The sequence below is a fragment of the Acinetobacter terrae genome, from assembly GCF_013004375.1.
GTDB classification, from domain to species: Bacteria; Pseudomonadota; Gammaproteobacteria; order Pseudomonadales; family Moraxellaceae; genus Acinetobacter; species Acinetobacter terrae.
Window position 1 is genome coordinate 219,747 of record NZ_JABERI010000001.1, and the last position, 24,374, is coordinate 244,120.

Consider the following 24,374-nt stretch of genomic DNA (forward strand, 5'->3'; position numbering starts at 1 on the left):
CAGGTGACTTTAATCGTTTAAAGATTGAAGCCGTATTGCCATCATCAATACGTGAATCAAAAACCGAAGCCCAAAAAAAGGCCGGTAAAAAAGCTCAGACCACAAGAGTTTATTTGAGATCTGGGTATTGATCCGTAATGTATGATGTTCGCTACGTGAATAGCGATGTTTTGTTGTGTATCACTATTAGGTGTTACACCCATGAAACGTATGTTGATTAATGCAACACATGCCGAAGAGATTCGCGTTGCACTTGTCACTGGTCAGCGTCTTTACGATTTTGATTTAGAAAATCGTACCCGTGAACAAAAGAAATCCAATATCTATAAAGGTCACGTGACTCGCGTTGAACCTTCTTTAGAAGCTGTTTTTGTTGAGTATGGTGCAGGTCGTCAAGGCTTCCTGTCTATGCGTGAAATCGCAAATTCATACTACAAGGCAGACCCTCGCCAAACTTCAAATATCCGCGAATTGATCACTGAAGGCACAGAACTTCTTGTTCAAGTGGAAAAAGAAGAACGTGGCAATAAAGGGGCTGCCCTTTCTACCTTTATCTCGCTTGCCGGTCGTTATTTGGTGCTTATGCCAAACAACCCTAAAGGTGGTGGTATCAGTCGTCAAATTTCAGGTTCAGTTCGTGAAGAATTGAAAGAAATGTTGTCGTCACTGAATATTCCTCGTGGCATGAGCGTGATTGTTCGTACTGCGGGTATTGGTCGTTCACAAGAAGAATTGCAACTTGACTTGCAACACCTGATGGACCTTTGGGCACAAATCCAAACCACAGCAAGTTCTGGTCCGTCACCAATGTTGGTACATCAGGAAGCTGGCGTAGTTACTCGTGCGATTCGTGACTATTTACGTGACGATGTTGCAGAAATTTTAATTGACTCTGAACAAGCCTATACCGAAGCCTATAACTTCGTTAAAGCCGTGATGCCGCGCCAGTTAGAAAAACTTAAAACCTATACTTTAAATGAGCCTTTATTTGCTCATTTTGCGATTGAAAGCCAAATTCAAACTGCCTATGAACGTGAAGTAAAACTTCCTTCTGGCGGTTCAATCGTGATCGACCAAACTGAAGCTTTAGTGTCAATTGACATTAACTCGGCGAAATCAACACGTGGTAGCGACGTTGAAGACACCGCTTTAAATACCAACCTGGAAGCGGCTGAAGAAATTGCGCGTCAACTGCGTTTACGTGATATCGGTGGTTTGGTGGTGATCGATTTCATCGACATGACCAAAGACCGCAACCAGCGCATGGTTGAAGCAAAACTTCGTGAAGCAACTCAAAGCGATCGTGCCCGTATCCAGTTCGGTCAATTGTCTCGTTTTGGCTTAATGGAAATGAGCCGTCAACGCTTACGTCCATCGCTTGAAGAAGCGACCGGTTATGTTTGCCCGCGCTGCCATGGTACTGGCATGGTGCGTGACTTACGCTCTCTTTCGCTGTCGATCATGCGTAAAGTGGAAGAAATTGCTCTGCGTGAACGTCATGGTGAAGTTCAGGTTGAAGTTCCAGTTGAAATTGCAGCATTCTTGTTGAATGAAAAGCGTCATACGCTGGTGTATTTAGAACAAACTTCAAATGTACGTGTAACCGTGTTGCCACATCCGCACTTGGAAACACCGCATTACGAAATCACTTATAACGCTGAAGGTTTTGCGCCAACCAGCTATGAACGTACCGAAGCAACACGTTCAAGTGAAAAAGAGTTGGGTTATGAATCTTCTGAATGGCATTTGGAAGGTGAGCAACAAGCTCAAGCTGCTGCACAAGCACCTGCTCAGCAACAAGCTCAAAACCAAAACAACAAGCCACAACGCCGTCCACAACAAGCAGCTCAAGAAGTACAGCAACAACAGCCAGCTCAAGTTGCACCTGCTGCTCAAGCTTCAGCAAGCCCATGTGCATGGTTAGAAAACCTGTTTGTGCAAAAGCAAGCAAAAACAGTTGATCAGGCACGTACTGCAAACAATGCTGCTGCTGCCATTGAACAAATGGTCAATGAGGGTGCTGTGAGCCGTGGCCAATTCGGTCAAGTTGCGACATCTGCTCCTGCTCCAAGCGCACCGGTTGCAACTGCAAACAACAATGTTTACTTAACGCCAAATGCACCTGTAACACCAAAACAGGAACAGCGTGAAGTTGCGGACAAGTATTCTGACAGAGAAGAAAAAGCGCAACGTCACAATAAAAAGCGTAACAAGCCGAAAGAGCAACGCGAACAAGTTCAGCACGACAATCAACAAAATCAAGTGCATGAAGAAATTGTTCAAGTTCCTCGTCATGAGCAGCGCCAAGAAGTACGTCAAGAACAGCGCCCGGAACCACGTCAAGATCAGCGCCATGAACAGCGCCAAGACCAACGTGACAACAAGCGCCCGACTCGACGTCAACACGTTGAACAACAAGCATCTGAAACTCAACCAGAGCAAAATGCTGTTCCACGTCGTGACCGCAATAGCCCGCAACGTCCAAACCGCCCAAATCGTCACCGCGATCAAAGCGTATTGAACGAACAAGCTGCTCCACAGCAAGCCATTGCTGCTCCTGTAGTTAATGAACAACAACCTAAAGTCGAAGTGATTGATACGCCTCGTCAGGATGTTATTCCAACTGCATTGGTGGTGAATGTCGATCAGGCGAAAAGTGAAATTGTCGCGTTAAATGCAACAGCAGCTATTGTTGAAGCACCAATCGCTCAAACTGCACCTGTCGCTGTTGCAGAAATCAAAGCAGCTGTAGTTGAGAAACCGGTAGTCGCGAAGGCAGAAAAACCTGCTGCAACCACTGAAACTCGCGAGCCACAGCAACCGCGTCCTGCTGACAAACGTGCAAGCAACGATCCGCGTATGCATCGTCGTCAAAAACGTGAAGCTTATGCAAAACAGGCTCAAGCTCCAAAATTGAACCCATCTCAGGTTCCAACTTTGGGTCAATATACGGTTGGCAGCTTAATTCGCCATGTTTATGGTGAAGATTGTTCAGTGCTGATTGAACAATTTGGTTTAATCCCAACCTTCAACCGTGCCTTGGTGAAATTCACTGAGCAATATGCGGCGACTATGGTGTCTCAGGCAACTGAAGCGGAAGCACCAGCACAGCCGGTTACACGTGATGTTGCTGTAGTAACCAAAGCTGCACCTGAGGCTGAACCGGCGCCTGTGTTGGACTTGACACCACCTCGTGCTGTTTCGGACAACCGTGTTGCCAACGATCCTCGTGAACGTCGTCGTTTGGCAAAACTTGCTGCGGAACAAGCTTTAGAGCAAGCCAAGCAAGCACATAGCGAACCTAAAGCTGCAAAGGAAGTTGCTGAAACAACGACTTCTGAAGTTGCTCCGGTGACAGAACCAGAAGCTGTGATCGAAGAAGCACCGGTGACGAAAACTCCTGAAGTTATAGCCGAAGAAGCACCAGTGACGGAAGCTCCAGAAGTTGTAGTCGCTCCAGAAGTGGTTGCAGAGCCGATCGAGGAAGCTGTTCAAGCAGCCCCTGTTGAAAAGGCAGTAAAGCCAAAACCGGTAAAAGCTGAATTGCCGGCAGAGGTTGCTCAAGACCTACAAGCACTGGCTGAGCCAAAAGCTGATGTAGATAACCCCGATGCTGATGATGACGCTGACAAACCTGTCCGCCCCCGTCGTCCTCGCGGTCGTCCACCGAAGAAAGTAACTCCTGCAAATGAGTCATAATTAGCTCTAATGCAGTGAATAAAAAAAACCTAGTCATTTCGGTGACTAGGTTTTTTTTGATACTTTTGTCAAATTAGGTTGATTGCACTAGGATTAAACGATTAAAAAGACACCTGTACAGATGACCGCAAACAAATAGACATATTGGATTATGAAAAATAAATAGGATTCTTATGAACCACAGCACACAGAGCGATCTTATTGGTATTGCTGATGTCGCAGCAAAATTACCCAAATTTATGAGCAAAGTCCCTCATCTATTGAGTGGTCTGAAGCAAGCCTATTTACGCACACCTAACACCCCTGCAGGATTAGGCATTGCCTTTGAAAAAGCAGTCAAACGCAATCCTCACGGCATCGCGTTATTATTTGAAGATCAAAAATTCAGTTATCAAGAATTGAATGAATGGGCCAACCAAATCGGGCATTTTTATCTGTCCCTTGGCGCCTGTAAAGGCGATGTCATTGCCGTGATGGTGGAAAACCGTCCGGAACTTGTAGCGACAGTCGTTGCTTTAGCGAAAATTGGCGTGACCTCAGCTCTGGTCAATACATCGCAAACCGGTAAGGCACTGACGCATAGCATTAATCTGGTAAAACCCATTGCAGTCATTGTCGGTGAAGAATGCCGTCACGCTGTGGAAGAAGTCCGTCCAGACTTAGCGCTTGCAGCAGACCGTTTTCACTGGTTTGCAGATCAAGCCACTCAAATTGATGCAGGTACAGCACCGAAAAACTGGGTGAATCTCGCGGATAAAATTGATCAATTCCCCAAATTCAACACACCAACCACGCATAGTGTTCAAGGTAAAGACGGCTTATTTTACATCTACACTTCGGGTACGACCGGTTTACCCAAAGCGGTCATTTTCACGCATAGCCGCTGGACTTTGGCCTATGGCACCTATGGGCATATATTAAACCTGAATAAAGACGACGTCATGTACGTGACCTTGCCGCTCTATCATGCGACGGGGATCGTGGTGTGTTGGTGTGGCGTGATTGCTGGCAGTGCCACACTGGCATTACGACGCAAATATTCCACCTCTGCTTTCTGGAAAGATGTACAAAAATTTGATGCCTCTGCGATTGGTTATGTCGGTGAATTGTGCCGTTACCTCATGGATGCGCCTGTATCTGAACTCGAACACTGTCATCGTGTGAAAAAAATGATCGGTAATGGCATGCGCCCAAATATCTGGGACAAATTCAAGCAACGTTTTGGTATTGAAGAAATTCTTGAACTTTATGCTTCAAGCGAAGGTAATGTCGGTTTCAGTAACGTGTTTAACTTTGACAACACGGTAGGCTTCTCCCCTACACCTTATGCGATTGTCGAGTTTGATAAAGAAAGCAATGCGCCGGTGAAAGATGCCAAAGGCTGGTTCAAGAAGGTCAAAAAAGGTGAAGTCGGTTTATTGATTGGTAAAATTACCCGCCGCTCACCCTTTGATGGCTATACCGACCCTGAAAAGAATAAATCCGTCATCATGAAAGATGTATTCAAGCATGGCGATGCATTCTTTAACACAGGCGATCTGGTACGTGATATTGGCTTCCGTCATGCTCAATTTGTGGACCGTTTAGGTGACACTTTCCGCTGGAAAGGTGAAAATGTATCTACCACTGAAGTTGAAAATGTCCTCAGCGAATATGAAAAAATTGCTGAAGCTGTGGTTTATGGCGTAGAAATTCCCAATACCAACGGTCGTGCAGGCATGGCGGCAATTACGCTGAATGATGGTGCAGAATTAACAGCGCAAGATTTAAAGCAAATGGCAACCGAGTTTAAAAAATGCCTGCCTGCTTATGCTGTTCCTGTGTTCTTACGTGTTCAAGTACAGGTGGAAACCACCGGTACTTTTAAATACCAAAAGAACAAGTTAAAAGAACAGGCTTTTGATCCCAATAAAACCGATGAACGCTTGTTGGTTTTATTGCCGAATACCACGGAATATTGTGATTTAACGGCAGAAATATTCCACAATATCCAAGCTTATCAATACCGTTTCTAATTCAAAACGTATGTTTTTTGACTAGATAAAGCAAATTTGTTGCATTTATAATCAAACATCAACAAGTTTGCTAATTTTTACTTGCGCTCGTTTAATAACTTGCTACAATACGCCCATCAAAACGAAGTGGTGTTTAGAAAACCTTATATTTTCTTACACTGTGCATCCAGGCAATGCTTGAATGTTGGTTTCGGGCCGTTAGCTCAGTTGGTAGAGCAGTGGACTTTTAATCCATTGGTCCCGCGTTCGAGTCGCGGACGGCCCACCACTTATTTTGATTATCTTGGGCCGTTAGCTCAGTTGGTAGAGCAGTGGACTTTTAATCCATTGGTCCCGCGTTCGAGTCGCGGACGGCCCACCAAGATTCTAAAGAGCTTCTCTACAGAGAAGCTTTTTTACTTCTCAGATATTTTCTCTGAAAATATGGGCCGTTAGCTCAGTTGGTAGAGCAGTGGACTTTTAATCCATTGGTCCCGCGTTCGAGTCGCGGACGGCCCACCATATCTTTCTTAAGGCTTCTTTCTGTACTAAAATACCCGTACTCAAATAGAAACGAAACCTGCAAATATTCCGACCAAGACAAACCATACCGCTTCGGTAGATTCGCCATTCTCGAAATTTTGCTTCATCTTGCAATTCGTTTAAAATATTGTTTTTAAATGCGTTCAGGGTTGTTAGCTCAGTTGGTAGAGCAGTAGACTCTTAATCTATTGGTCGAGGGTTCGAGCCCCTCACAACCCACCAAATTTAATCCTCATTATTCCAATAAATTTTAATTTTATTCAAAAAAATACTCCATTTTGGGAGTATTTTTTTTGCTTAAATTTTAGGATTCACTGGTTTTCACTTTCGTACTTGCTTTGACTAAACGATATGCTTGTTGGGGAAATGGATGACCTTCAGCAAAATATTGTTTATTTTGTTCTGAAGCATGGGCAATTTTATCTAAATCCATTTGCAAGCTCTGATCTTGATCGACATTATAGAAAAACTCTACTCCATTTGATCGATGCAAAATCACTTGATGATGCTCTTCATCATAAGACCAAGAATCTTTATGATAATAAGAGTCCGAATCAAATGTAATTTTGCCTAAATGGATAATACTGCTGTGTGCGGTACCATCTGCTAATAAATTGAGAATAAAATCTCCAGTCCCCTCTTTGCATTTCATCAAAGGATCAGCACAGCTAATCGCACTCCGATAACGCCCCACATAGGATTCAGCATTTTCTGGAATTTTTTTCTGGGTAACGCTTGTAGTATCCGCGGGCATGGCGGCCTTTCCGGCGACCTCAGTCAGTTTTTTGCCTTGAGTATTAGCAGTAGCGGAATTGGCCAGCTGATTTTCAGATTCCATTTGTTTGGCAACAGAATCTTCTAGTGGCTGATTACAGCCCCCAAGACCCAATAAGACAGTCACAAGGATACATCTACGGTAATCTGCTTTTAGAAACACTGATTTACCCCTCAATTCTAGATTTTCTTCAGCTGCGTATTGGTACATTCAATTATTTATTGGATAAGTTGTCTGGATATTCATGCTATTGAACTATAATACAGTTCACATATTTTTTTGATTTTCATTGATATAAATTAACCTTTTTAAAATAAATATATTTGATGTCGCAGTACAGAGATCAGGCATAGCCAGTTACATAACTTAACTATTTTTTATGCTGCATCACTTTAAAAAGTTTTTTGCATCACCATTTCTAAATTATGAGTGAGTTGTTTTAACTTCATACATTTTCTAATTTTAAGGAGATCTAGATGGCCAATGTTGGTCTATATCGCTCTAACCGACAGAATATGATTGCAGGTGTAATGGGTGGTATTGCTGAACGATTTGGTTGGAATGCAAATTTACTCCGCATTATATTTGTACTTGTTTCTGTTATGAGCGCAGCATTTCCAGGGATTTTAGTCTATTTGGTTTTATGGCTCATTATGCCTAAAAAACAGTTTCAAATAGATTCTGGATCAGGCTATCAGAATCCGGTTCGTACGGTAAATCAGGACTCTAATCCATACCGTTAATATTTTAACTTTTGAGCTTTTACCGTTTTATGCTACGGCTCTTACCCCAATGAGTCGTAGCTTTTTTTTGCCTATTTTTAGATGTTAGCCGCAAGATTCAACTGTTGATTTAATGCTGCAATCATATCGGCACGGCTGATAATCCCGACCATTCTTTGGTTTTCTACTACAGCAATATAATTAAATGAACGTTCCACAAAATACGGCACCAAATCCTGAATCGGTTGCTGGGGTTTCACAGTGACGACTTGACGCACCATAATATCCTTAACCTGACGCTGCCATGTAGTTCTTAAGTCGGTCGCACGCTTAAACCATTCTACTACTTCATATAAAGCCAGTGTTCCCACCAATTGCTGCTGAGCATCTATCACAGGCAAGCTCATTAAATTCATCTGTTTGAATTTATCCAAAGCCGAATGGATATCATCATTTTCATTTAAGCTAATGACATCTTTAGTCATGATGTCCTGACACTTGAACTGGCTCACTCCCCTCGCATTGGCTTTTTCTTGCGCCGCTAAAATAATTTTTTGTAAGTCATATTCACTGATATCTAACAGCTCGGTTTGTTGATCCAAAGTGTCTTGAATATCTTGAGGTTGAATCGTGACTTTTTGAGTGGGTGTTGGGTCTTTAGAACGCTGGTTGATTTGTGCGACTTGCGGATATTGTTTGCCTAGCATGCGATTAAACACAATCGCAATCATCATTAATAAAAGTGAATTCAATAAAACTGGATAAAAGATAAAGTTGTATCCAAGCTGGTGTACCGCTTCCCCACCCAAAACGGCAGTAATGGCCACTGCACCACTGGGTGGATGCAAGGAATCTGTCGTCATCATTAAGACAATCGAGAGGCCCACCGCAACACTAAAGGCTTCCGTCAAGTTAGGAATATACATCGCGCAAGTCACGCCAATAATGCCTGCAATACTATTTCCGACCACCATATTCCACGGTTGAGCCAATGGACTGGCAGGTACGGCAAACAATAGTACCGACGAGGCACCCATGGGCGCGATATACCATGCGTTGATATCGCCCAACACCCACCAGCTGATCAGCGATGAAAGTGCAAGTCCCATCAATGCGCCTATACCACACAGCAGGCGGTCTTTTAGCGGAAGGACTTTAAAATTGGGTTTTAAGGTATTGAGCCATTCAAGTTGTGGATGAAACACAGCACACCTTTTGTGGTTTTTAAGTTGAAGATATGAATTATAGAATGATGCTGCATGAAGGTGTATTTATTTTATATCTTTCCATAATCCATTTATTGATAGATTTTTAAAATAAAAAACGTCCATCTTGTTTGTAACGACCCTGAGGATTTTGCAAAATTTATCACCCATTATTCACGGCGATTTAAACAAGATTACGATATACAGTCAGCGTACTACACTTCTTTAAAATCAGTGTACTGAGCAGCAATTTTAGTCCATTTAAATAGCGGCTAGTCATCTGACTTCTGCGTAATAATCGGCTCAATTTTTATCAGCTCAATCTCGCCATAGAAGGTCGAAAATGCCACATCTCCGGCATCTATTCCAGTGCCAATTCGAATTAAATTTTCTACAGGTGCCAATCGGGTCGGATCAAATAATACCCAACCACCTTCTAAATAGGCTTCAAAAATCGCGTGAAAATCCGGTAAAAATTCTTCAATTTCCACATAACCGACCACCATGCGTGCAGGAATGCCTAATGCACGACACAAGGCAATGCCTAAATGAGCAAAGTCACGACAGACTCCAGCCCGATGGATGAGTACATCTGTCGCCGTTGTAAATTGGTCAGAACTGCCTGAAACATAGAAAATGTTGTTGTAAATCCACTGCTCAATGGCTTTGATGCGACTATAGCCTTGATCCATCCATCCAAAGGATCGGTTTGCCATTTCTACGAATAAATCTGAATTACAATAACGACTGGCCAGCAAATAAGGTAACACCTCATCGGGTAAATCTGGAATTGCCACTTCATTGAGGTTTTGCTGAAGATCTGCATTCTTTACAGGATGACGTTCAACTATCGCACTGTAGTTCACTTCAAAATTATCACAAGCGTCGACATGCAACCTGATATAACGGTTTTGCTGGCTCGGATCGTGAAATTCGCGCCATGCGATTGGTGGATTAAAGCTGAGTTGTTCTTCAATAATGGTTTGATCAGGATGATGTGCAGCTTGAATCAGAAAAACGAATTCTGTGGCGTGGACAATCTTGTATTTTAAGTGACACTGAATTTTACAAGTTGTCATGAACTTCCTTATTTTTTAAGCATTATTTTACTGTGTGCAGATTAAACCAATTTCATGCAAATAAGCGGATGAGAGCTGTTTATCTTTATCACAATTTCATTTAAATAATGCTATACATCTGATTTATTCTTGGTTTTTAGCTCAGCGTAAATCGGTCATCAAACATGACATGACAGGATGCAAATAGATAACTGTTATCTTTCAAGGGCGTTTTGATTTTTTTCAAAAAAGTGTCGGCGCATTAACCCTTTGCCACTCCTCTGGAAAATCCTTATAATTGAACACAATTTTTCTCTAATTTTAAGTGGATGACCATGAGTCGCGCCATATCGCATATTGATACCTTCCAAGGCTTAATTCTTGCCTTACAAACTTACTGGGCTGAACAAGGTTGTGTAATTTTACAGCCTTACGATATGGAAATGGGCGCAGGCACATTCCACACTGCAACCTTCCTTCGTGCTTTAGGGCCTGAAACCTGGAACGCTGCATACGTTCAGCCTTCACGTCGTCCGAAAGATGGTCGTTATGGCGAAAACCCGAACCGTTTGCAACATTACTACCAATTCCAGGTGGTGTTGAAGCCAAACCCAGACAACATCCAACAGCTTTACCTTGATTCGCTTAAAGCGATCGGTATTGACCCGCTTGTACACGACATTCGTTTCGTTGAAGACAACTGGGAATCTCCAACATTAGGCGCTTGGGGCTTAGGTTGGGAAGTTTGGCTGAACGGTATGGAAGTGACTCAGTTCACTTACTTCCAGCAAGTCGGTGGTGTTGAATGTTACCCGGTAACTGGCGAAATCACTTACGGTCTTGAACGTCTTGCGATGTACTTGCAAGGTGTAGATTCAGTTTACGATTTGGTTTGGACCAAAGGTCAGTTCGGTACGGTGACTTATGGCGATGTATTCCATCAAAATGAAGTAGAACAATCGACTTATAACTTCGAATACGCCAACGTTGAAAAAATGTTTGAATTGTTCGACTTCTACGAAGCTGAAGCAACGCGTTTAATCGAAGCTGAACTTCCACTACCTGCATACGAACAAGTGATTAAAGCATCGCATAGCTTTAACTTGTTAGACGCACGTGGCGCGATTTCGGTGACTGAACGTCAGCGTTATATTTTACGTGTACGTACTTTGGCACGTTCAATTGCACAAAGTTATGTGGCAGCACGTGCGAAGCTTGGCTTCCCGATGGCTGAACCTGAATTACGTGATGAAGTTCTTGCGCAGTTAAAAGCACAAGTTGAAGCAGAAGCGGCTCAAGCAGAAAAAGCAGCGGAGAAGAAATAATGTCTAAACATACCGTATTGTTCGAATTGGGTTGTGAAGAACTTCCGCCAAAAAGCTTAAAAAAATTACGTGATGCACTGCAAGCTGAAACCGTTAAAGGCTTAAAAGATGCAGGCTTGGCTTTCGATGCCATCGAAGCGTATGCAGCACCTCGCCGTTTAGCATTGAAAATTGTCAATGTTGAAGGCGCACAAGCAGATACTCAAAAACGTTTTGATGGCCCTGCTAAACAAGCAGCCTTTGATGCTGAAGGTAACCCGACTAAAGCCCTTGAAGGTTTTATGCGTGGTCAAGGCATCACGGTTGATCAAGTATCAACTTTCCAAGCAGGTAAAGTTGAAAAGGTGTGCTACTTAAAAGACGTGAAAGGTCAAAGCCTTGATGTACTTTTACCGCAAATTTTACAAGCTGCGCTAGACAACCTTCCTATCGCAAAACGTATGCGTTCTGCTGCAAGCCGTACTGAATTCGTACGTCCGGTAAAATGGGTTGTATTGCTCAAAGACAACGATGTGGTTGATGCAACCATTCAAGATCACAAAGCGGGTAACGTGACTTATGGTCACCGTTTCCACGCGCCTGAAGCAATTACTTTAACCCATGCAGATGAATACTTAGCAAAACTCAAAGCAGCGCACGTTGTGGCGTCATTTGAAGAGCGTCAAGCAATCATTGATGGTCAAGTGAAAGCACTTGCAGATGAAGTGAATGCCATTGCGATCGTACCAAGTGACCTTCGTGACGAAGTGACTGCATTGGTTGAATGGCCTGTTGCACTTCGTGCAAGCTTCGAAGAACGCTTCCTTGCTGTTCCTCAAGAAGCACTCATCACCACCATGCAAGACAACCAAAAGTATTTCTGTTTGGTAAATGCAGACAACAAACTTCAACCGTACTTCATTACTGTGTCTAACATCGAGTCAAAAGACCCGACACAAATTATTGAAGGTAACGAGAAGGTTGTTCGTCCGCGTTTGTCTGATGCTGAATTCTTCTTCTTACAAGATCAAAAGCAACCGCTTGCATCGCGTAAAGAAAAATTAGCAAACATGGTGTTCCAGGCAGAATTGGGTACGCTTTGGAACAAGTCTGAACGTATCGCCAAACTGGCTGTAGCGCTTGCGCCAATCACTGGTGCAAAAGCTGAAGATGCTGAAAAAGCTGCACTTCTTGCGAAATGTGACTTAACTTCTGAGCTTGTGGGTGAATTCCCAGAACTTCAAGGGATCGCGGGTACTTACTACGCACGTCTTGAAGGTGAAAATGCTGAAGTTGCTGAATCTCTAGGTGAGCAATACTTACCTAAATTTGCAGGTGACGTTTTACCGAAAACCAAAACTGGTACAACCATTGCCCTTGCGGATCGTTTAGATACATTGACGGGTATTTTTGGTATCGGTCAAGCGCCTACAGGTTCTAAAGACCCGTTTGCACTGCGTCGTTCTGCGATTGGTATCTTACGCCTTGTGACTGAAAAAGAGCTTGATGTTTCAATCGAAGATTTGATCAAACTTGCTTTAGCGGCTTATGGCGATGTATTGAAAGATCACGACAAGACTTTGGCAGATGCAGTTGCATTCCTTGAAGGTCGTTACCGTGCGAAATACGAAGACCAAGGCGTTGCAGTTGATGTGATTCAAGCCGTTCAAGCGTTGTCTCCAAAATCACCACTTGATTTTGACAAGCGTGTAAATGCGGTCAATCACTTCCGCGCATTGCCTGAAGCTGCTGCACTTGCTGCTGCAAACAAACGTGTTGCGAATATTCTTGCAAAAGAAACAGCGCCTGAAGGTGCTGTGGTTGAAGCGAACTTGGTTGAAGATGCTGAGAAAGCATTGTTCGCTGAACTTGCGAAAATCACGCCTGTGGTTGAGCCGTTATTTGCTGCGAAAGATTACACTGCTGCGTTGTCTGCACTTGCTGCACTTCGTGTGCCTGTCGATGCGTTCTTTGACGGTGTAATGGTCATGGCTGACGATACTGACTTGAAAGCAAACCGTTTACGTATGCTTGCACAGCTTCGTGATTTGTTTACGAAAGTCGCTGATATTTCAGTGCTTCAGCATTAAGCCTTAATTGCTTGTAAATTAAAGAAGACCCCGCTATAAATGAGTGGGGTTTTCTTTTTTTGAAATTGATATGCATGAAAATTTAAGTCTTCTACAACAGCAGGTTTTTGAACTTATTGGTCGTTTAGTTTTAAATTATCAAGATATCGAAACACGTTTAAAAACCCTATTAGATGTGTCAAATAAGTCATTCCCTGTCAGAAAACAAAATGAAATCACTTCTATTTCTGCTTTTAGGAATCAAACCTTAGGCGGACTCAAGAATCACGCCTTACAGGATTTCTTTCGCAAGAATACTGAAACATATCAGGACTTACACCCTGAAATCCCTGATCATGTTCATTTTTCTACAAGTCTGACACTACAGCAGCAAAGCTGGGAACGCTTACAACAAGATTTTCATCAATTTGTAGAAAGACGAAATTTTCTAATTCATCATTTTTATTCAGAATATAGTTTAAATGATGAAATGAGCTGTACACGGGCTTTAAATAATTTACAGCATCATTATCAAGAGCAAATCCGTTTTATTGAGCAATTTAATAGTTATTGCACTGTTTTTGCTGAAGCAATGGATGAATATAAATGCTTTCTTGAATCACCTGTTGGACGAACAGCGTTTATATTTCCAGCAGATGAAATTTACCGACTCATTTGCAACCTCATTGAAAACAATAAAAAAAATGCAGGCTGGCTTTCACTCACTACAGCCCTTCAACAAATTGCAAAACAATTTCCTGACTGCCATTCGAAAATCAAACAAAAATATGGCTTTAAAAATCTTTCCGATCTAATTTTAAATAGTGGGTTATATCAACTAAAAATATTACCCACTCAAAATGGTGAAAAAATTAGATCTCTTGCGAAAGTCATTATTGCAAGTTTATCCGGTTTACGAGTGCAGCAATTAAGTTAATGCGTAAACCGAATCTTTTCCGTCTATTTCGATAGCGTTCACTTAATATTCTAAATCTTTTCAATTGACTATTAATGTGTTCGATCACAACTCGTATTTTCCCAATCATTTTATTGTACTTTTTCTCAACATCAAATAAGGGTAAATTCTTCTTTTTCTTTATTGGCATCAATAATTTAAAGCCATCTTGCTCTAATCCGTAGTACCCTAAATCGGTCATAACATATTCACAATGTTTGAATTTCTTAACCGTTTTTCTTGCCAATTTAATATCATGCTGACTGCCATTCGATATATCTAGCCCTATGATTTGTTTGCTGTTCGGATGATAGATCACTTGTGCTTTTAGCGTATGTTTCTTCTTTTTACCACTGTAGAACTTACTCTGATTTTTTTTTCGGACGTTCTATTGAACATTCTGTCGCATCAATAATGACCCAGTTAAAGTGTTCGTCTGCTGTGGTAATGCTTCGTTTTGGCAGAGTAAAACGTCTTGATTTCATCAATGCATCTTCAACCTTTTTAATGGTTCGATTCACATTACTTTCAGCGATATGGTAATTTGCTGCTAATTCCAGTTGAGTGCTGTAGTTCCGTAAGTAATTGAGAGTTAATAACAACTGATCCTCTATATCTAAAGTATGAGGACGACCTGATTTCTTTTTGAGTGATTCTGCTTTTTCTAAAACCTCTACCATTTCAGTAAAAACATGTCGAGGTACGCCAACCAAGCGTTTGAATTCAGAATCTGAAAAACGATTTAATTTCTGATATCTCATGAAATTTATATTGAGGTGGTTTTTACTTTCGCAAGAGGTCTATTTTATTTTGTTTAAATGATAAAGACATAACATTTATCAAAGAAGCATAATCTTTAATCCTTTTCATTTATCTCTAAAACTCCATTTATAGCTGAACCCTAATTTCTGCAAAGCAATCCATCAAACCATGACCATTGTGCTTTAGCAAAATGTGCCGGTTTAAATGAAGCTTTAAATCACTTAAAAACTCAATTACTCAGCTTACAAATATGGCATTATTTTTTCCAGTAAATCTTTTTCATATGCATTATTTATTTTTTCTGATTTTAAACTTAAGTAAATTGTTTTTGTAAAATCGTATCTCTAGTCAATTTCTCCCCAATTCCCTATACTCACCCTAACAACACTCAACAAGAAAGAATCATATGAAATTTAAAACACTTATTCTCTCTGGCTTCGCGTGCTTATCTCTTACTGCTTGTACTTCTGCACCAAAAATCCCGCAACTTGAAACCGGTGTATTACAAGAAGTTCAAAACCTGAAGGTCTATCCAGACACGGTCAATAACAAAGCCAAATTGACTAAAGTTATTGATAAATGCGTGATTGAATTTACCGGCAACCTAGAAGCAGGAAAATCAATAGAACATTGGTCATTTAAGGGTTTAACCCTTATTTCAGGTGGTTCTACAACATTCGCTCAAGACGGCTCAAGCACGGCAACAAATTTCGACCTGCATGCTCCAGACGTACAACACAATTTCCTTGCCTTACGCCACAACTTTCATAAAGACGCTTTAGCTCAATGTAACTAAGTGACCGAATACATTACCCGATTCATTTAATCAATCCCCCATCTTTCACCTGTAAAAGATGGGGGATTTTTTTGTTTCTCATCTTTCTAAAATACACAGCAAATGTATACAGATGTTGTAACGCTGTATTAATTTCGCCACATTTACACTTACTTAAAAAATTTACCATTACAATAAAAATAATGATGTAGAACCGAAACTACAGGCAAAAACAGGAATAAAACGTACAATGAAAAAGATGAAAACTGCATTAATTACGGGCGCAATTTTAGCTTCAACTCCACTTTTTGCTCAAACCACAACAGCAACCGAAACGGTGACTCAAACACAGAGTCAGGCTGCACCTTATGGTGACAACCCGAATATTTTTAAAGTGATTACCCACAAGGCTCAAGCCACGGTGCAAAACACGGCTGAAAAAGTTGATCATGCAGCGCAAAAAGGGATCGCGAAAGTAAAACCTAAAGTTGAAAATGCTTGGGAAGGAACTAAAGATTTTGCCAGTGAAAAATCAGTGATTGCGATAGAAAAAACTCAAAATGCTGCAGTAAAAGTGAATAAAAAACTGAATGAAACCAAAGATGGACTTATTGGCAGTCCAAATGACCAGCCTGCACCTATTGTTTCGCACCCTTTGAGTCAGTCATCGACAGGAGTCGAGTCTGCACCCGTTCAACAAGTACCGTCTACGCAAACACAGCCGGTACAAAATAATAGAACCACAAACTTATAATCAATATGCTCTCTCCCTTTTGGCAGAGGGCTAAATTGGGAGAAGACTAAAGTGAGAGTCGGTTAATTCACTTGTCGAATCGGCTGTCCGGCTTTAAATGCTTCAACATTGTCTAGCATCTGCTGCACAATACGTTGTCGTGCATCGACACTGCCCCACGCACTATGTGGGGTAATAATCAGGTTTGGAATATCATCCGCCAATAACACATTGCCATTCTTTGGTGGTTCAACCGTGAGAACATCGGTTGCAGCCCCTGCAATTTTGCCTTGGCGTAAAGCATCCGCAAGCGCTTGTTCATTAACTATACCACCACGGGCACAGTTAATTAAAAATGCCGTCGGTTTCATCGCATTGAAGGCTTGGGCATCTATCAAATCACGGGTATCTTCAGTTAATGGACAATGCAGACTGAGGAAATCAACTTGGGGCAGTAAATCCGCAAAAGGAATCCGACTGGCATCCGATGGACGATTAGGCAAAGATCCAACCAGTACTTTCATGCCAAATGCTTCAGCCAGCTTCGCAACAGCCTGTCCCAATTCACCATAACCTAGAATCCCTAAAATCTTGCCTTCCAGTTCAATAATAGGGAAATCTAGTAAACAAAATTGTGAGGCTTTATTCCATTCGCCCTGCTTTACGGCGCGGTCATATTTGAGCAATGAAGTGGCTAAAGCCAACATTAAAGCGAGTGTATGTTGAGCTACCGCAGAAGTGCCATAACCCTGACAATTACACACCACAATGCCCTGCGCACGCGCTTGAATCAGGTCAATATTGTTTGTCCCTGTTGCAGAAATTAAAATCAGTTTCAAATTCGGACATTGCTGAATCGTTGCGGCATCAATCACCACTTTATTACTGATGATGACATCTGCATGTTGTACACGTTCTAAAACCTGTGCTGGGTCAGTGCTTGGAAATAGGGCTAATTCATCAAAAGCCGCTTCGAGTGCACCAAAATCCAGATCATTTTTATCCAGTGATTCATAATCTAAAAATACGGCTTTCATCATGCATTCCTTGGCTGGTTTAGATAGGTACTGAAATTACTTCCCCAGATATTAAAAGCCAAATTTGCGTGCTTTTTCAACTAAATTTCGGTATGAGATATGAAAAAACCCACTATTTAGTGGGTTTATTAATATGGACTTGAATTGACTTCCGAATTTCACAAAATACATAGACAGCCAGGGCAAAAACCACAAGCAATCCCCCACCCATAATCATATATGTGGGATCTGTACTCTGGGCAAAAGCATAGGAAGGTATCGATATAGAGATGATGGTTAAAAGCACAGCCGGTATAAAATCACGTTTCATCCTTAAGCACCCTGTATTGTTTATTTGTTTATTCTTCAATATTTAGCAAATTTAACTTGCCTTATATTTTCTATCTTAGACCGATTAAAATATAAAGCAAGTGGTCAAAAATGAGACCAAAGTCGAGTTGGTTTTAAACAATAACAGAGTATTCAATAATGCTTAAGGCAGTTCTGGTTGAGTGACGAATTGGGCGGTTTCAGGCGTATCTTCAATAAAATCATGACTGCCAAATTCATTATTGCTTAAGTTTAATTGCTTATAACTGAGCAAATAAAAATCACTATATTTCTTGATCACAATGGGATGCATGCCCGCCGTTAAAGGCTCTTGCTCCTTAAACAACTTCATGACCTGTCGATCATTCATTGCCACAAGATAGCGTTCGTCATTTAAATTAATCTGCACCAGACCACTGCCCTTGGCAAAAATCGGGATCAGAAATTTATGATTTAACGCAATTGCACCGGCTGCATAGCTTTCAATTTTTTGGCTAATCACATTGAACACCAGACCATGACCGAAACAGTCCAATAAATGACTGCGATTTTCCTGTGGCAAATTCACCTGAATACCGAGTTTCAGTAAATCTTGCTGACTGACCTGCTTGTTGCTCAGTAATTCTCGCAGTAAATTCTGTTTCAACTTCGCATCAAAAAACTGGTTATCCAGCTGCAAATCATTGTTAATTAAAATTGAACCCAAGGCATTGCGGTGTCGCGGCAATAAATTTTCAATGACTTTACGATAATAGAACTTACTGTTCTTTTTGACCTGGCGGATTTTTTTATAGAAATAGCTTTCATCAAATTCATGCAATAAAAAGTCATACAGTAATTCTGAACTGGCCAACACAGCAATCGCATCATGGCCGGTAAAGGGTAACTTCAAAGTCCGAATTTGAGGCAAAACCTGTTCAAGTTTCAGATAGTGCGCGCGATCTTCCGGACAGTAAGGATCATAAACCACAATGTATTCACGCTCGGCCGAAACATCTTGAGGCCGCACTTGCATATTGGCATTTAGTTCCTCATGGAAAAACATGTTATAGCGCGGATCTTCCACATCTTCAGGATTAATTGAATACTGCGGCACCAGTGCAACCACACGTTTTAAATCGAGCAAATTGGAATACTTGATTGCGGCATAACCACCCATTGAACCGCCATAGCCAATCCGTGTTTTAAACGGCGCAATCAGCTCTTGAATCTCGGCAAACATCTGTTGCATTGAGCTTTCAGGAAACCACGATTTCTGCTTCGGCATAATACCAATCACATTAAAATCATGTTTATCCAGTGATTTTTCGGCATTAATCGACAGTCCCTTGGCACGGGTAATTAAATCGCCAAAAGAGAAAATCAGCTCATCCGATGAACCTTTTAGAAATATTGCACGAATTTGTTCGTCTTCAAAAATAATGTGTTTATCCATTTCCACACCGAAGCAAATCGGCCCTTGTTTTTTACGGTCAATAGAACAAATAGACACCTTGCCTATTTACGAAAAGCGACTATGTTATTTTATAGATGCCAAGAATATTAAAAAGCGCAAAATATGACACAATCACTCCATCCTGCCGCTCAAAAAGGCTTTAGTTCTGCTGCGGAACTCTATCAACAGGTTCGTCCCGATTATCCACAAGACATCGTGAACTGGCTGCAAGATCAGCTCCAACTTGGTGAAAAGTCACATGTCATCGATCTGGGTTCTGGCACTGGCAAATTCTTACCCTACTTACAACAAATTACTTCACACATCACCGCGATTGAACCGATTCAGGAAATGCTGGCACAGCTGCAACACGCCTATCCAGAGATTCAAACCCTGCAAGCCTCTAGCGAACACTTGCCTGTCACTGCAAATAGCATGGATGCCGTAATCTGCGCGCAATCCTTCCACTGGTTTGCCAATCTTGAGACTTTACAGCAAATTCATCAAGTCTTGAAACCCTCAGGACATTTGGCACTGATCTGGAATCAACGGGATATCCAAGTCGACTGGGTCAAGGCACTGGCAGATCTGATTGAACCTTTGGAGGGTAACACACCTCGTTATCATAGTGAAAAGTGGAAAGATGTGTTTGAGCAGCAATCGTTATTTCAGTTAGAAAATGTTCAGACTTTTCAGCAGCAGCATGTGGGTACAGTAGAAAATGTGGTGTCTAAACGTCTGCTTTCTACCAGTTTTATTGCAGCACTGCCTGAGCAAGAACAACAGCAATTAAAAGCCCTATTTGAACAGATTGTCTTCAGTTACACTGGTAAATATCCACAAGATGAAATCGCCTTCCCTTATATAACCCATGCCTATGATTTTATAAAAATTGATTAGAAATAAGGAATCATCATGAAAAAACTTCAACTGAAACAACTTGGTCTGCCTGTTTTATTATGTTCAAGCGTATTCCTGACTGGCTGTGATAACAGCAAAAATACAGCCACTCAAAATGATAAAATCCAACCTGAAGATAAAGTCATGCAGGAGTTGATTACCGAACCGGTCAAAGCGTTTGAGAAAACGCCAGATGATCAACATGATATTGCCTTACTCACCGACTTCGACACGCGCTTCACCCAAATGAGTGATGACATGGAAGATGAGCTGACCAAAATGCACGAGGAAGGCTCCTTAACCGATGAATTTGCGCATAATCGCAAACGTGACAATATTCGTTCGGCACTCAATATGCTGAAAGAACTGGACTTAAAAACCCAGCAAGGACGTTATATTCAAGGCTTAATTGCAGAATACTGGCAAACTCAAGCCAAACTGTATGATGAAAATAAAGATAACAAAACAGAGGAAATGAAAAATTCAGGTGATCGGGTTAAAGGTTTAGCTAATTTTTTACATGCCCAAGACCAGCTTGAACATTGGCAGTCACAATATCCAGAAATGAGCAAAACTAACACATTAAAAACTGAAGCAACTAAATCTGAGCCCTAAAATCAGCATTTTGAATTGGGGCGTTAGTAGCAAAAGCACTGCCATTGGCTTTACCACATCTTTGACAATGGCATTGCACGATTCGTCTATCTCACGCTGAATTTCATAGCATAAACCGCCACACAAACCACTTCCTGTAGAGGGTGTGGCTTCTGATACATGTATGCATTTTTATAATGGTTGAGTATTCACCCTAGCATGCGTCAAATCACAGTCCAAAATCTGTGCAATCATTTTTGTGCAGCAAGATAATCATGCACACCCTCACCTACAGCACGACCTGTGGCAAAACATGCAGTTAATAAATAACCGCCGGTAGGTGCATCCCAATCCAGCATCTCCCCACAACAAAACACATGCGGATTGGATTTCAACTGGAGTTGTTCAGACAAAACTTCTCGTTTGATGCCACCGGCACAGCTAATGGCTTCTTCAATTGGACGGAAGCCCTCTAAGGGAATGAGCAAATGTTTAATCTGCTGTGCCAAAGCCAGTGGATCATTCCATAGATCTTTAGCCACCAATTCACGCACCAGATTGGCTTTGGCATGATCTAAACCGGCTTTACGCCAGACATTACTTAAAGACTGCTTTTTGCTCGGTTGTAATTTTTGCGCGAGTTGCTCAACCGTCTGATCTGGAATTAAATCCAAATAGAGTTGCATGGCTTGACCATTTTTAACTTGCTGACGCAACGCACGACCCTGTTTATAGATCAAACCACTCTCTAAACCATAATGGCTAATCACAATATCACCCATGGTTTTGGCTTGATCACCCACCCAAGCTTCAACCCGTTTTAAAGGCTGACCAAATACCGGTTGCATAAACTTGGACCAAGCATGTTCCACGCCTGCATTACTGGCTTGAAAGGCTTCAATTTCATCCTGGGATAACCATTTCTGCCATGCCCCGTCACTGCCAAGTCTTGACCATGACACTGCACCACAGGCCATCACAATGGCATCAAACTGCTGAGTTTCAACCTGTTCTGTTACCAGGTTTTTAAACTTTAATTCGGAACTTCTTAAGTTCAGACATTGATGACGATAATGAAAAATCACACCATGTTCAACCAAGCGTTTTAACCAGGCACGAAGGAGTGGCGCAGCTTTCATTTCAACGGGAAAGACCCGACCGGATGAACCGATATAGGATTCTATCCCTAAACCTTTCATCCATTGTTGAATCCAGTTCGCATCCCACTGTTTTATCCAAGGGACAAGCCATTCTGCTTGATCATAGCGCTCTATAAATTGTGCTACAGGCTCGGCATGGGAAATATTTAAACCTGTTTTTCCAGCCATCAAAAACTTACGTGCAGCCGATGGTTTCTGTTCATAAACATGCACGTCATAGTCGTACTGGATTAAAACTTCCGCAGCCATCAGTCCCGCAGGACCTGCCCCAATAATTGCAACACGTTTTTTCATAGTAGACTTATTCAGCATCTTTTGGATCAGTTTCTAATGCAGTTTCGATCACCGCATTTTGACCTTGTAGCGGCATAAAATCATCAAAACGGGTGGTGTAGCCTTCTGGCTTGGTGATGATCAATTGTTGACACAACTCGCCGCGTTGCAAATATTTAATTTCAAAATGGGTACGTGCTGATGTACGTGGAATCACTTCTTTAACAAACGGTAATTTCCAGGTCTCAATCAGCTGTTGCTGCGCTTTTTCTATATATTCAGGAATATTACTCGCCAGAGTTACAGTTCCACCGACCTGTAAACGTGACAGTAAAAATTCAAAAAATGGCATATTCAACCAGCGCTGTGCCGGATTATGCGGTTCAGGATTGGGGTATAAAATAAAAAATTGCTGTACTTGCGCTGGCAATAAAGCATGCACGATCCATGGCATGGCATCGGCATGAATCGCTTGTAAATTGGCTTGCCCTTCTAAAGCATGCTGTTTTTGCATCGCCAGATATTTTTCACGGGTGCGTTCAATTGCAATCAGTTTATTTTCGGGATGCTGACTCGAAAAAAGCAAGGCATGCTTACCTTTACCCGCACCAATTTCCACACAAATTGGCTCTGGGCTAATCATTTGAAAATCACGAGGCGCATGCATACGCTGTGCTTGAAATTGACGAATTGGCATAATCAGATCAAACTAACAAAAATCCGCTCAAGTCTAGCAAGAGCGACTGAGTTTGACTAATCGAATCATCATTTTTATCCGGAGTAATCAGATGCCTCGCACTTTTCCTTGCCCGCGTTGTGGCAAACCTTCGACTTGGGAAGATAACGAGTTCCGTCCTTTTTGTTCAGAACGCTGTAAAATGATTGATCTGGGAGCTTGGGCAAATGATGAATATAAACTACCTACTCAAGATGCACCGCAAGCGGATGGCGGTCGTGAAGAAGATGAGTTTTAATGATCAATTACGCATAAAAAGTTACTGATTTAATGGATAAATGACTCTAATCTACTTTAATCAAAGTGGATTAGAGCACATCCTTTTATTAAAAAATAATCTAATATTTTATACAGAAGAAATACTCAACTTGCCGATAAAAACAATAACTACTGCTCATTTCCACCCTACAATTAAGCTATAAAAATTATCACAACAACTATAAAAAAGAGGAAATAAAAAATGGGAGTAGTGTTTCTAAAGATTCTATTTTTTCTATTTGTCTTACTGAGTATTGTTAGTTTGGGATTTGGAATTTATACCCATGATGTCATTATTATTTCAATTGGCATCTTATTTGTTTTTGCAGCGATTATCATTACCTTGGAATTAAAGCAGCTGCATAGTGGTCCTTTTCGCCGAGATTGATGAAATTCATTCATCAATCTCTGAAAAGCAAGTATTAACCCGCTTTACCTGCAACAAAAGGATTATGCTGTTTTTCAAAACCAATGGTACTGATTGGACCATGACCTGAAATAAATTGAGTTTCATCTGGCAAGCTAAAACATTCACGCTGAATCGAATCTAACAGTTGCTGATGATTGCCGCGTGGAAAATCAGTACGCCCGATAGACCCTTTAAACAGCACATCACCTGTCCATAACAGAGCATAATTTTTGTTATAGAACATCACGTGACCTGGAGTATGACCGGGTGCGAAACGTACTTCAAATTCTTCATCCCCCAGCTTTAACACTTCTCCGCCTTCAAGCCATTGGGTCACGTCTACCTTTTCTGGAACTGGGAAACCATAACGTGCTGATACTTCCTGAATCATGTCCAGCCAAAACGCATCTTCTTTATGTGGACCAATGACAGGAACATTCCACACTTTGGTTAATGCGCCCACTGCACCGGCATGATCCAAATGACCATGAGTCAACCATAAAGCTTTCACGCTCAAACCTAGAGCTTCAACTTCAGCTGCTAATTTTTCAGGCTCACCACCCGCATCAATCAAAACTGCTTCTTTACTTTCTGAATCCCAAACAATTGAACAATTTTGCTGAAATGCCGTGACAGGAACAATTTTGACTTGCAACATAATGGCGAAAC

General features: G+C 41.5%; 20 protein-coding genes, 4 tRNA genes and 1 pseudogene. 15 read left to right on the top strand and 10 right to left on the bottom strand.

Features of this window, described 5'->3' with window-relative positions; translation table 11 throughout:
- Nucleotides 1–201: 201 nt before the first annotated feature.
- The 6 genes from HLH14_RS01025 to HLH14_RS01050 all read left to right on the top strand — a co-directional run bounded on the left by HLH14_RS01025 (nt 202) and on the right by HLH14_RS01050 (nt 6,458).
- Nucleotides 202–3,699 (top strand): Rne/Rng family ribonuclease, encoded by a 3,498-nt coding sequence (locus HLH14_RS01025; RefSeq protein WP_171532466.1) that lies wholly within the window; start codon nt 202–204, stop codon nt 3,697–3,699.
- 173 nt (nt 3,700–3,872) lie between these two features.
- Complete coding sequence (locus HLH14_RS01030; protein WP_086193006.1) at nt 3,873–5,714, top strand: long-chain-acyl-CoA synthetase; 1,842 nt, start codon at nt 3,873–3,875, stop codon at nt 5,712–5,714.
- 192 nt (nt 5,715–5,906) lie between these two features.
- A tRNA-Lys gene (locus tag HLH14_RS01035) sits at nt 5,907–5,982 on the top strand.
- 17 nt (nt 5,983–5,999) lie between these two features.
- Nucleotides 6,000–6,075, top strand: a tRNA-Lys gene (locus HLH14_RS01040).
- A gap of 64 nt (nt 6,076–6,139) precedes the next feature.
- Nucleotides 6,140–6,215 (top strand) — tRNA-Lys (locus tag HLH14_RS01045).
- Nucleotides 6,216–6,382: 167 nt separating this feature from the next.
- Nucleotides 6,383–6,458: transfer RNA gene (locus HLH14_RS01050), tRNA-Lys, on the top strand.
- Between the two features lie 82 nt (nt 6,459–6,540).
- Here the strand turns inward: HLH14_RS01050 and HLH14_RS01055 are convergent.
- Nucleotides 6,541–7,173: a hypothetical protein gene (locus HLH14_RS01055; RefSeq protein ID WP_171532467.1), complete on the bottom strand. Its 633-nt coding sequence runs from the start codon at nt 7,171–7,173 to the stop codon at nt 6,541–6,543.
- 314 nt (nt 7,174–7,487) lie between these two features.
- On the opposite strand from HLH14_RS01055, the gene HLH14_RS01060 reads away from it, so the two are divergent.
- Nucleotides 7,488–7,754 carry a PspC domain-containing protein gene (locus tag HLH14_RS01060; RefSeq protein ID WP_086193008.1) on the top strand — a complete coding sequence of 89 codons (267 nt, stop codon included), beginning with the start codon at nt 7,488–7,490 and terminating at the stop codon, nt 7,752–7,754.
- Nucleotides 7,755–7,831: 77 nt separating this feature from the next.
- Here HLH14_RS01060 and HLH14_RS01065 read toward each other — a convergent pair whose 3' ends face one another.
- Nucleotides 7,832–8,938 (bottom strand): HPP family protein, encoded by a 1,107-nt coding sequence (locus HLH14_RS01065; protein WP_171532468.1) that lies wholly within the window; start codon nt 8,936–8,938, stop codon nt 7,832–7,834.
- A gap of 272 nt (nt 8,939–9,210) precedes the next feature.
- Nucleotides 9,211–10,017 (bottom strand): transglutaminase-like domain-containing protein, encoded by an 807-nt coding sequence (locus HLH14_RS01070; RefSeq protein WP_171532469.1) that lies wholly within the window; start codon nt 10,015–10,017, stop codon nt 9,211–9,213.
- A 314-nt stretch (nt 10,018–10,331) separates the two neighbouring features.
- Here HLH14_RS01070 and glyQ point away from each other — a divergent pair, with 314 nt between their 5' ends.
- The 3 genes from glyQ (at nt 10,332) to HLH14_RS01085 (ending at nt 14,306) form a co-directional block, all read left to right on the top strand.
- Nucleotides 10,332–11,321 carry a glycine--tRNA ligase subunit alpha gene (glyQ, locus tag HLH14_RS01075; RefSeq protein ID WP_086193011.1) on the top strand — a complete coding sequence of 330 codons (990 nt, stop codon included), beginning with the start codon at nt 10,332–10,334 and terminating at the stop codon, nt 11,319–11,321.
- Nucleotides 11,321–13,390: a glycine--tRNA ligase subunit beta gene (gene glyS / locus HLH14_RS01080; RefSeq protein WP_171532470.1), complete on the top strand. Its 2,070-nt coding sequence runs from the start codon at nt 11,321–11,323 to the stop codon at nt 13,388–13,390. The genes glyQ and glyS overlap by 1 nt, the downstream gene beginning before the upstream one ends.
- A gap of 70 nt (nt 13,391–13,460) precedes the next feature.
- A complete protein-coding gene (locus HLH14_RS01085; RefSeq protein ID WP_171532471.1) occupies nt 13,461–14,306 on the top strand; it encodes an OST-HTH/LOTUS domain-containing protein in 846 nt (281 codons plus the stop codon).
- On the opposite strand, the gene HLH14_RS01090 is transcribed toward HLH14_RS01085, so the two are convergent.
- Nucleotides 14,263–15,085 (bottom strand): IS5 family transposase gene (locus tag HLH14_RS01090; RefSeq protein WP_171532472.1). Its coding sequence is split into 2 segments (ribosomal slippage): nt 14,263–14,703 and nt 14,705–15,085, totalling 822 coding nucleotides; the frame shifts between segments, so codons are not numbered across the junction. The two genes, HLH14_RS01085 and HLH14_RS01090, sit on opposite strands and share 44 nt — an antisense overlap.
- Before the next feature lie 407 nt (nt 15,086–15,492).
- Here HLH14_RS01090 and HLH14_RS01095 point away from each other — a divergent pair.
- Together HLH14_RS01095 and HLH14_RS01100 are read left to right on the top strand one after the other, a co-directional pair.
- Nucleotides 15,493–15,882, top strand: a complete 390-nt coding sequence (locus tag HLH14_RS01095; protein ID WP_067722215.1) for a hypothetical protein — start codon at nt 15,493–15,495, stop codon at nt 15,880–15,882.
- Between the two features lie 229 nt (nt 15,883–16,111).
- Nucleotides 16,112–16,615 carry a hypothetical protein gene (locus tag HLH14_RS01100; protein ID WP_067722218.1) on the top strand — a complete coding sequence of 168 codons (504 nt, stop codon included), beginning with the start codon at nt 16,112–16,114 and terminating at the stop codon, nt 16,613–16,615.
- Between the two features lie 62 nt (nt 16,616–16,677).
- Here the strand turns inward: HLH14_RS01100 and HLH14_RS01105 are convergent, their stop codons facing one another.
- Both HLH14_RS01105 and HLH14_RS01110 read right to left on the bottom strand, forming a co-directional pair.
- Nucleotides 16,678–17,631: a 2-hydroxyacid dehydrogenase gene (locus HLH14_RS01105; RefSeq protein ID WP_171532511.1), complete on the bottom strand. Its 954-nt coding sequence runs from the start codon at nt 17,629–17,631 to the stop codon at nt 16,678–16,680.
- Nucleotides 17,632–18,103: 472 nt separating this feature from the next.
- Nucleotides 18,104–19,375 carry a hypothetical protein gene (locus HLH14_RS01110; RefSeq protein ID WP_171532512.1) on the bottom strand — a complete coding sequence of 424 codons (1,272 nt, stop codon included), beginning with the start codon at nt 19,373–19,375 and terminating at the stop codon, nt 18,104–18,106.
- A gap of 123 nt (nt 19,376–19,498) precedes the next feature.
- On the opposite strand from HLH14_RS01110, the gene HLH14_RS01115 reads away from it, so the two are divergent.
- On the top strand, nt 19,499–20,275 hold the full coding sequence (locus HLH14_RS01115; protein WP_171532473.1) for a class I SAM-dependent methyltransferase: 777 nt from the start codon (nt 19,499–19,501) through the stop codon (nt 20,273–20,275).
- A 15-nt stretch (nt 20,276–20,290) separates the two neighbouring features.
- Nucleotides 20,291–20,890, top strand: coding sequence for a hypothetical protein (locus HLH14_RS01120; RefSeq protein ID WP_171532474.1), 600 nt, complete (start codon nt 20,291–20,293; stop codon nt 20,888–20,890).
- Here the strand turns inward: HLH14_RS01120 and HLH14_RS01125 are convergent.
- The 3 genes and pseudogenes from HLH14_RS01125 to HLH14_RS01135 all read right to left on the bottom strand — a co-directional run.
- A pseudogene (locus tag HLH14_RS01125) lies at nt 20,886–21,055 on the bottom strand (GFA family protein); the annotation flags it as partial. The gene HLH14_RS01120 and the pseudogene HLH14_RS01125 sit on opposite strands and share 5 nt — an antisense overlap.
- A gap of 65 nt (nt 21,056–21,120) precedes the next feature.
- Complete coding sequence (locus HLH14_RS01130; RefSeq protein ID WP_171532475.1) at nt 21,121–22,323, bottom strand: TIGR03862 family flavoprotein; 1,203 nt, start codon at nt 22,321–22,323, stop codon at nt 21,121–21,123.
- Nucleotides 22,324–22,330: 7 nt separating this feature from the next.
- Complete coding sequence (locus tag HLH14_RS01135; protein WP_171532513.1) at nt 22,331–23,005, bottom strand: class I SAM-dependent methyltransferase; 675 nt, start codon at nt 23,003–23,005, stop codon at nt 22,331–22,333.
- An 85-nt stretch (nt 23,006–23,090) separates the two neighbouring features.
- On the opposite strand from HLH14_RS01135, the gene HLH14_RS01140 reads away from it, so the two are divergent.
- Nucleotides 23,091–23,276: a DNA gyrase inhibitor YacG gene (locus tag HLH14_RS01140; RefSeq protein ID WP_171532476.1), complete on the top strand. Its 186-nt coding sequence runs from the start codon at nt 23,091–23,093 to the stop codon at nt 23,274–23,276.
- Between the two features lie 442 nt (nt 23,277–23,718).
- Here the strand turns inward: HLH14_RS01140 and HLH14_RS01145 are convergent, their stop codons facing one another.
- Nucleotides 23,719–24,363, bottom strand: a complete 645-nt coding sequence (locus HLH14_RS01145; RefSeq protein WP_171532477.1) for an MBL fold metallo-hydrolase — start codon at nt 24,361–24,363, stop codon at nt 23,719–23,721.
- Nucleotides 24,364–24,374 lie beyond the last annotated feature (11 nt).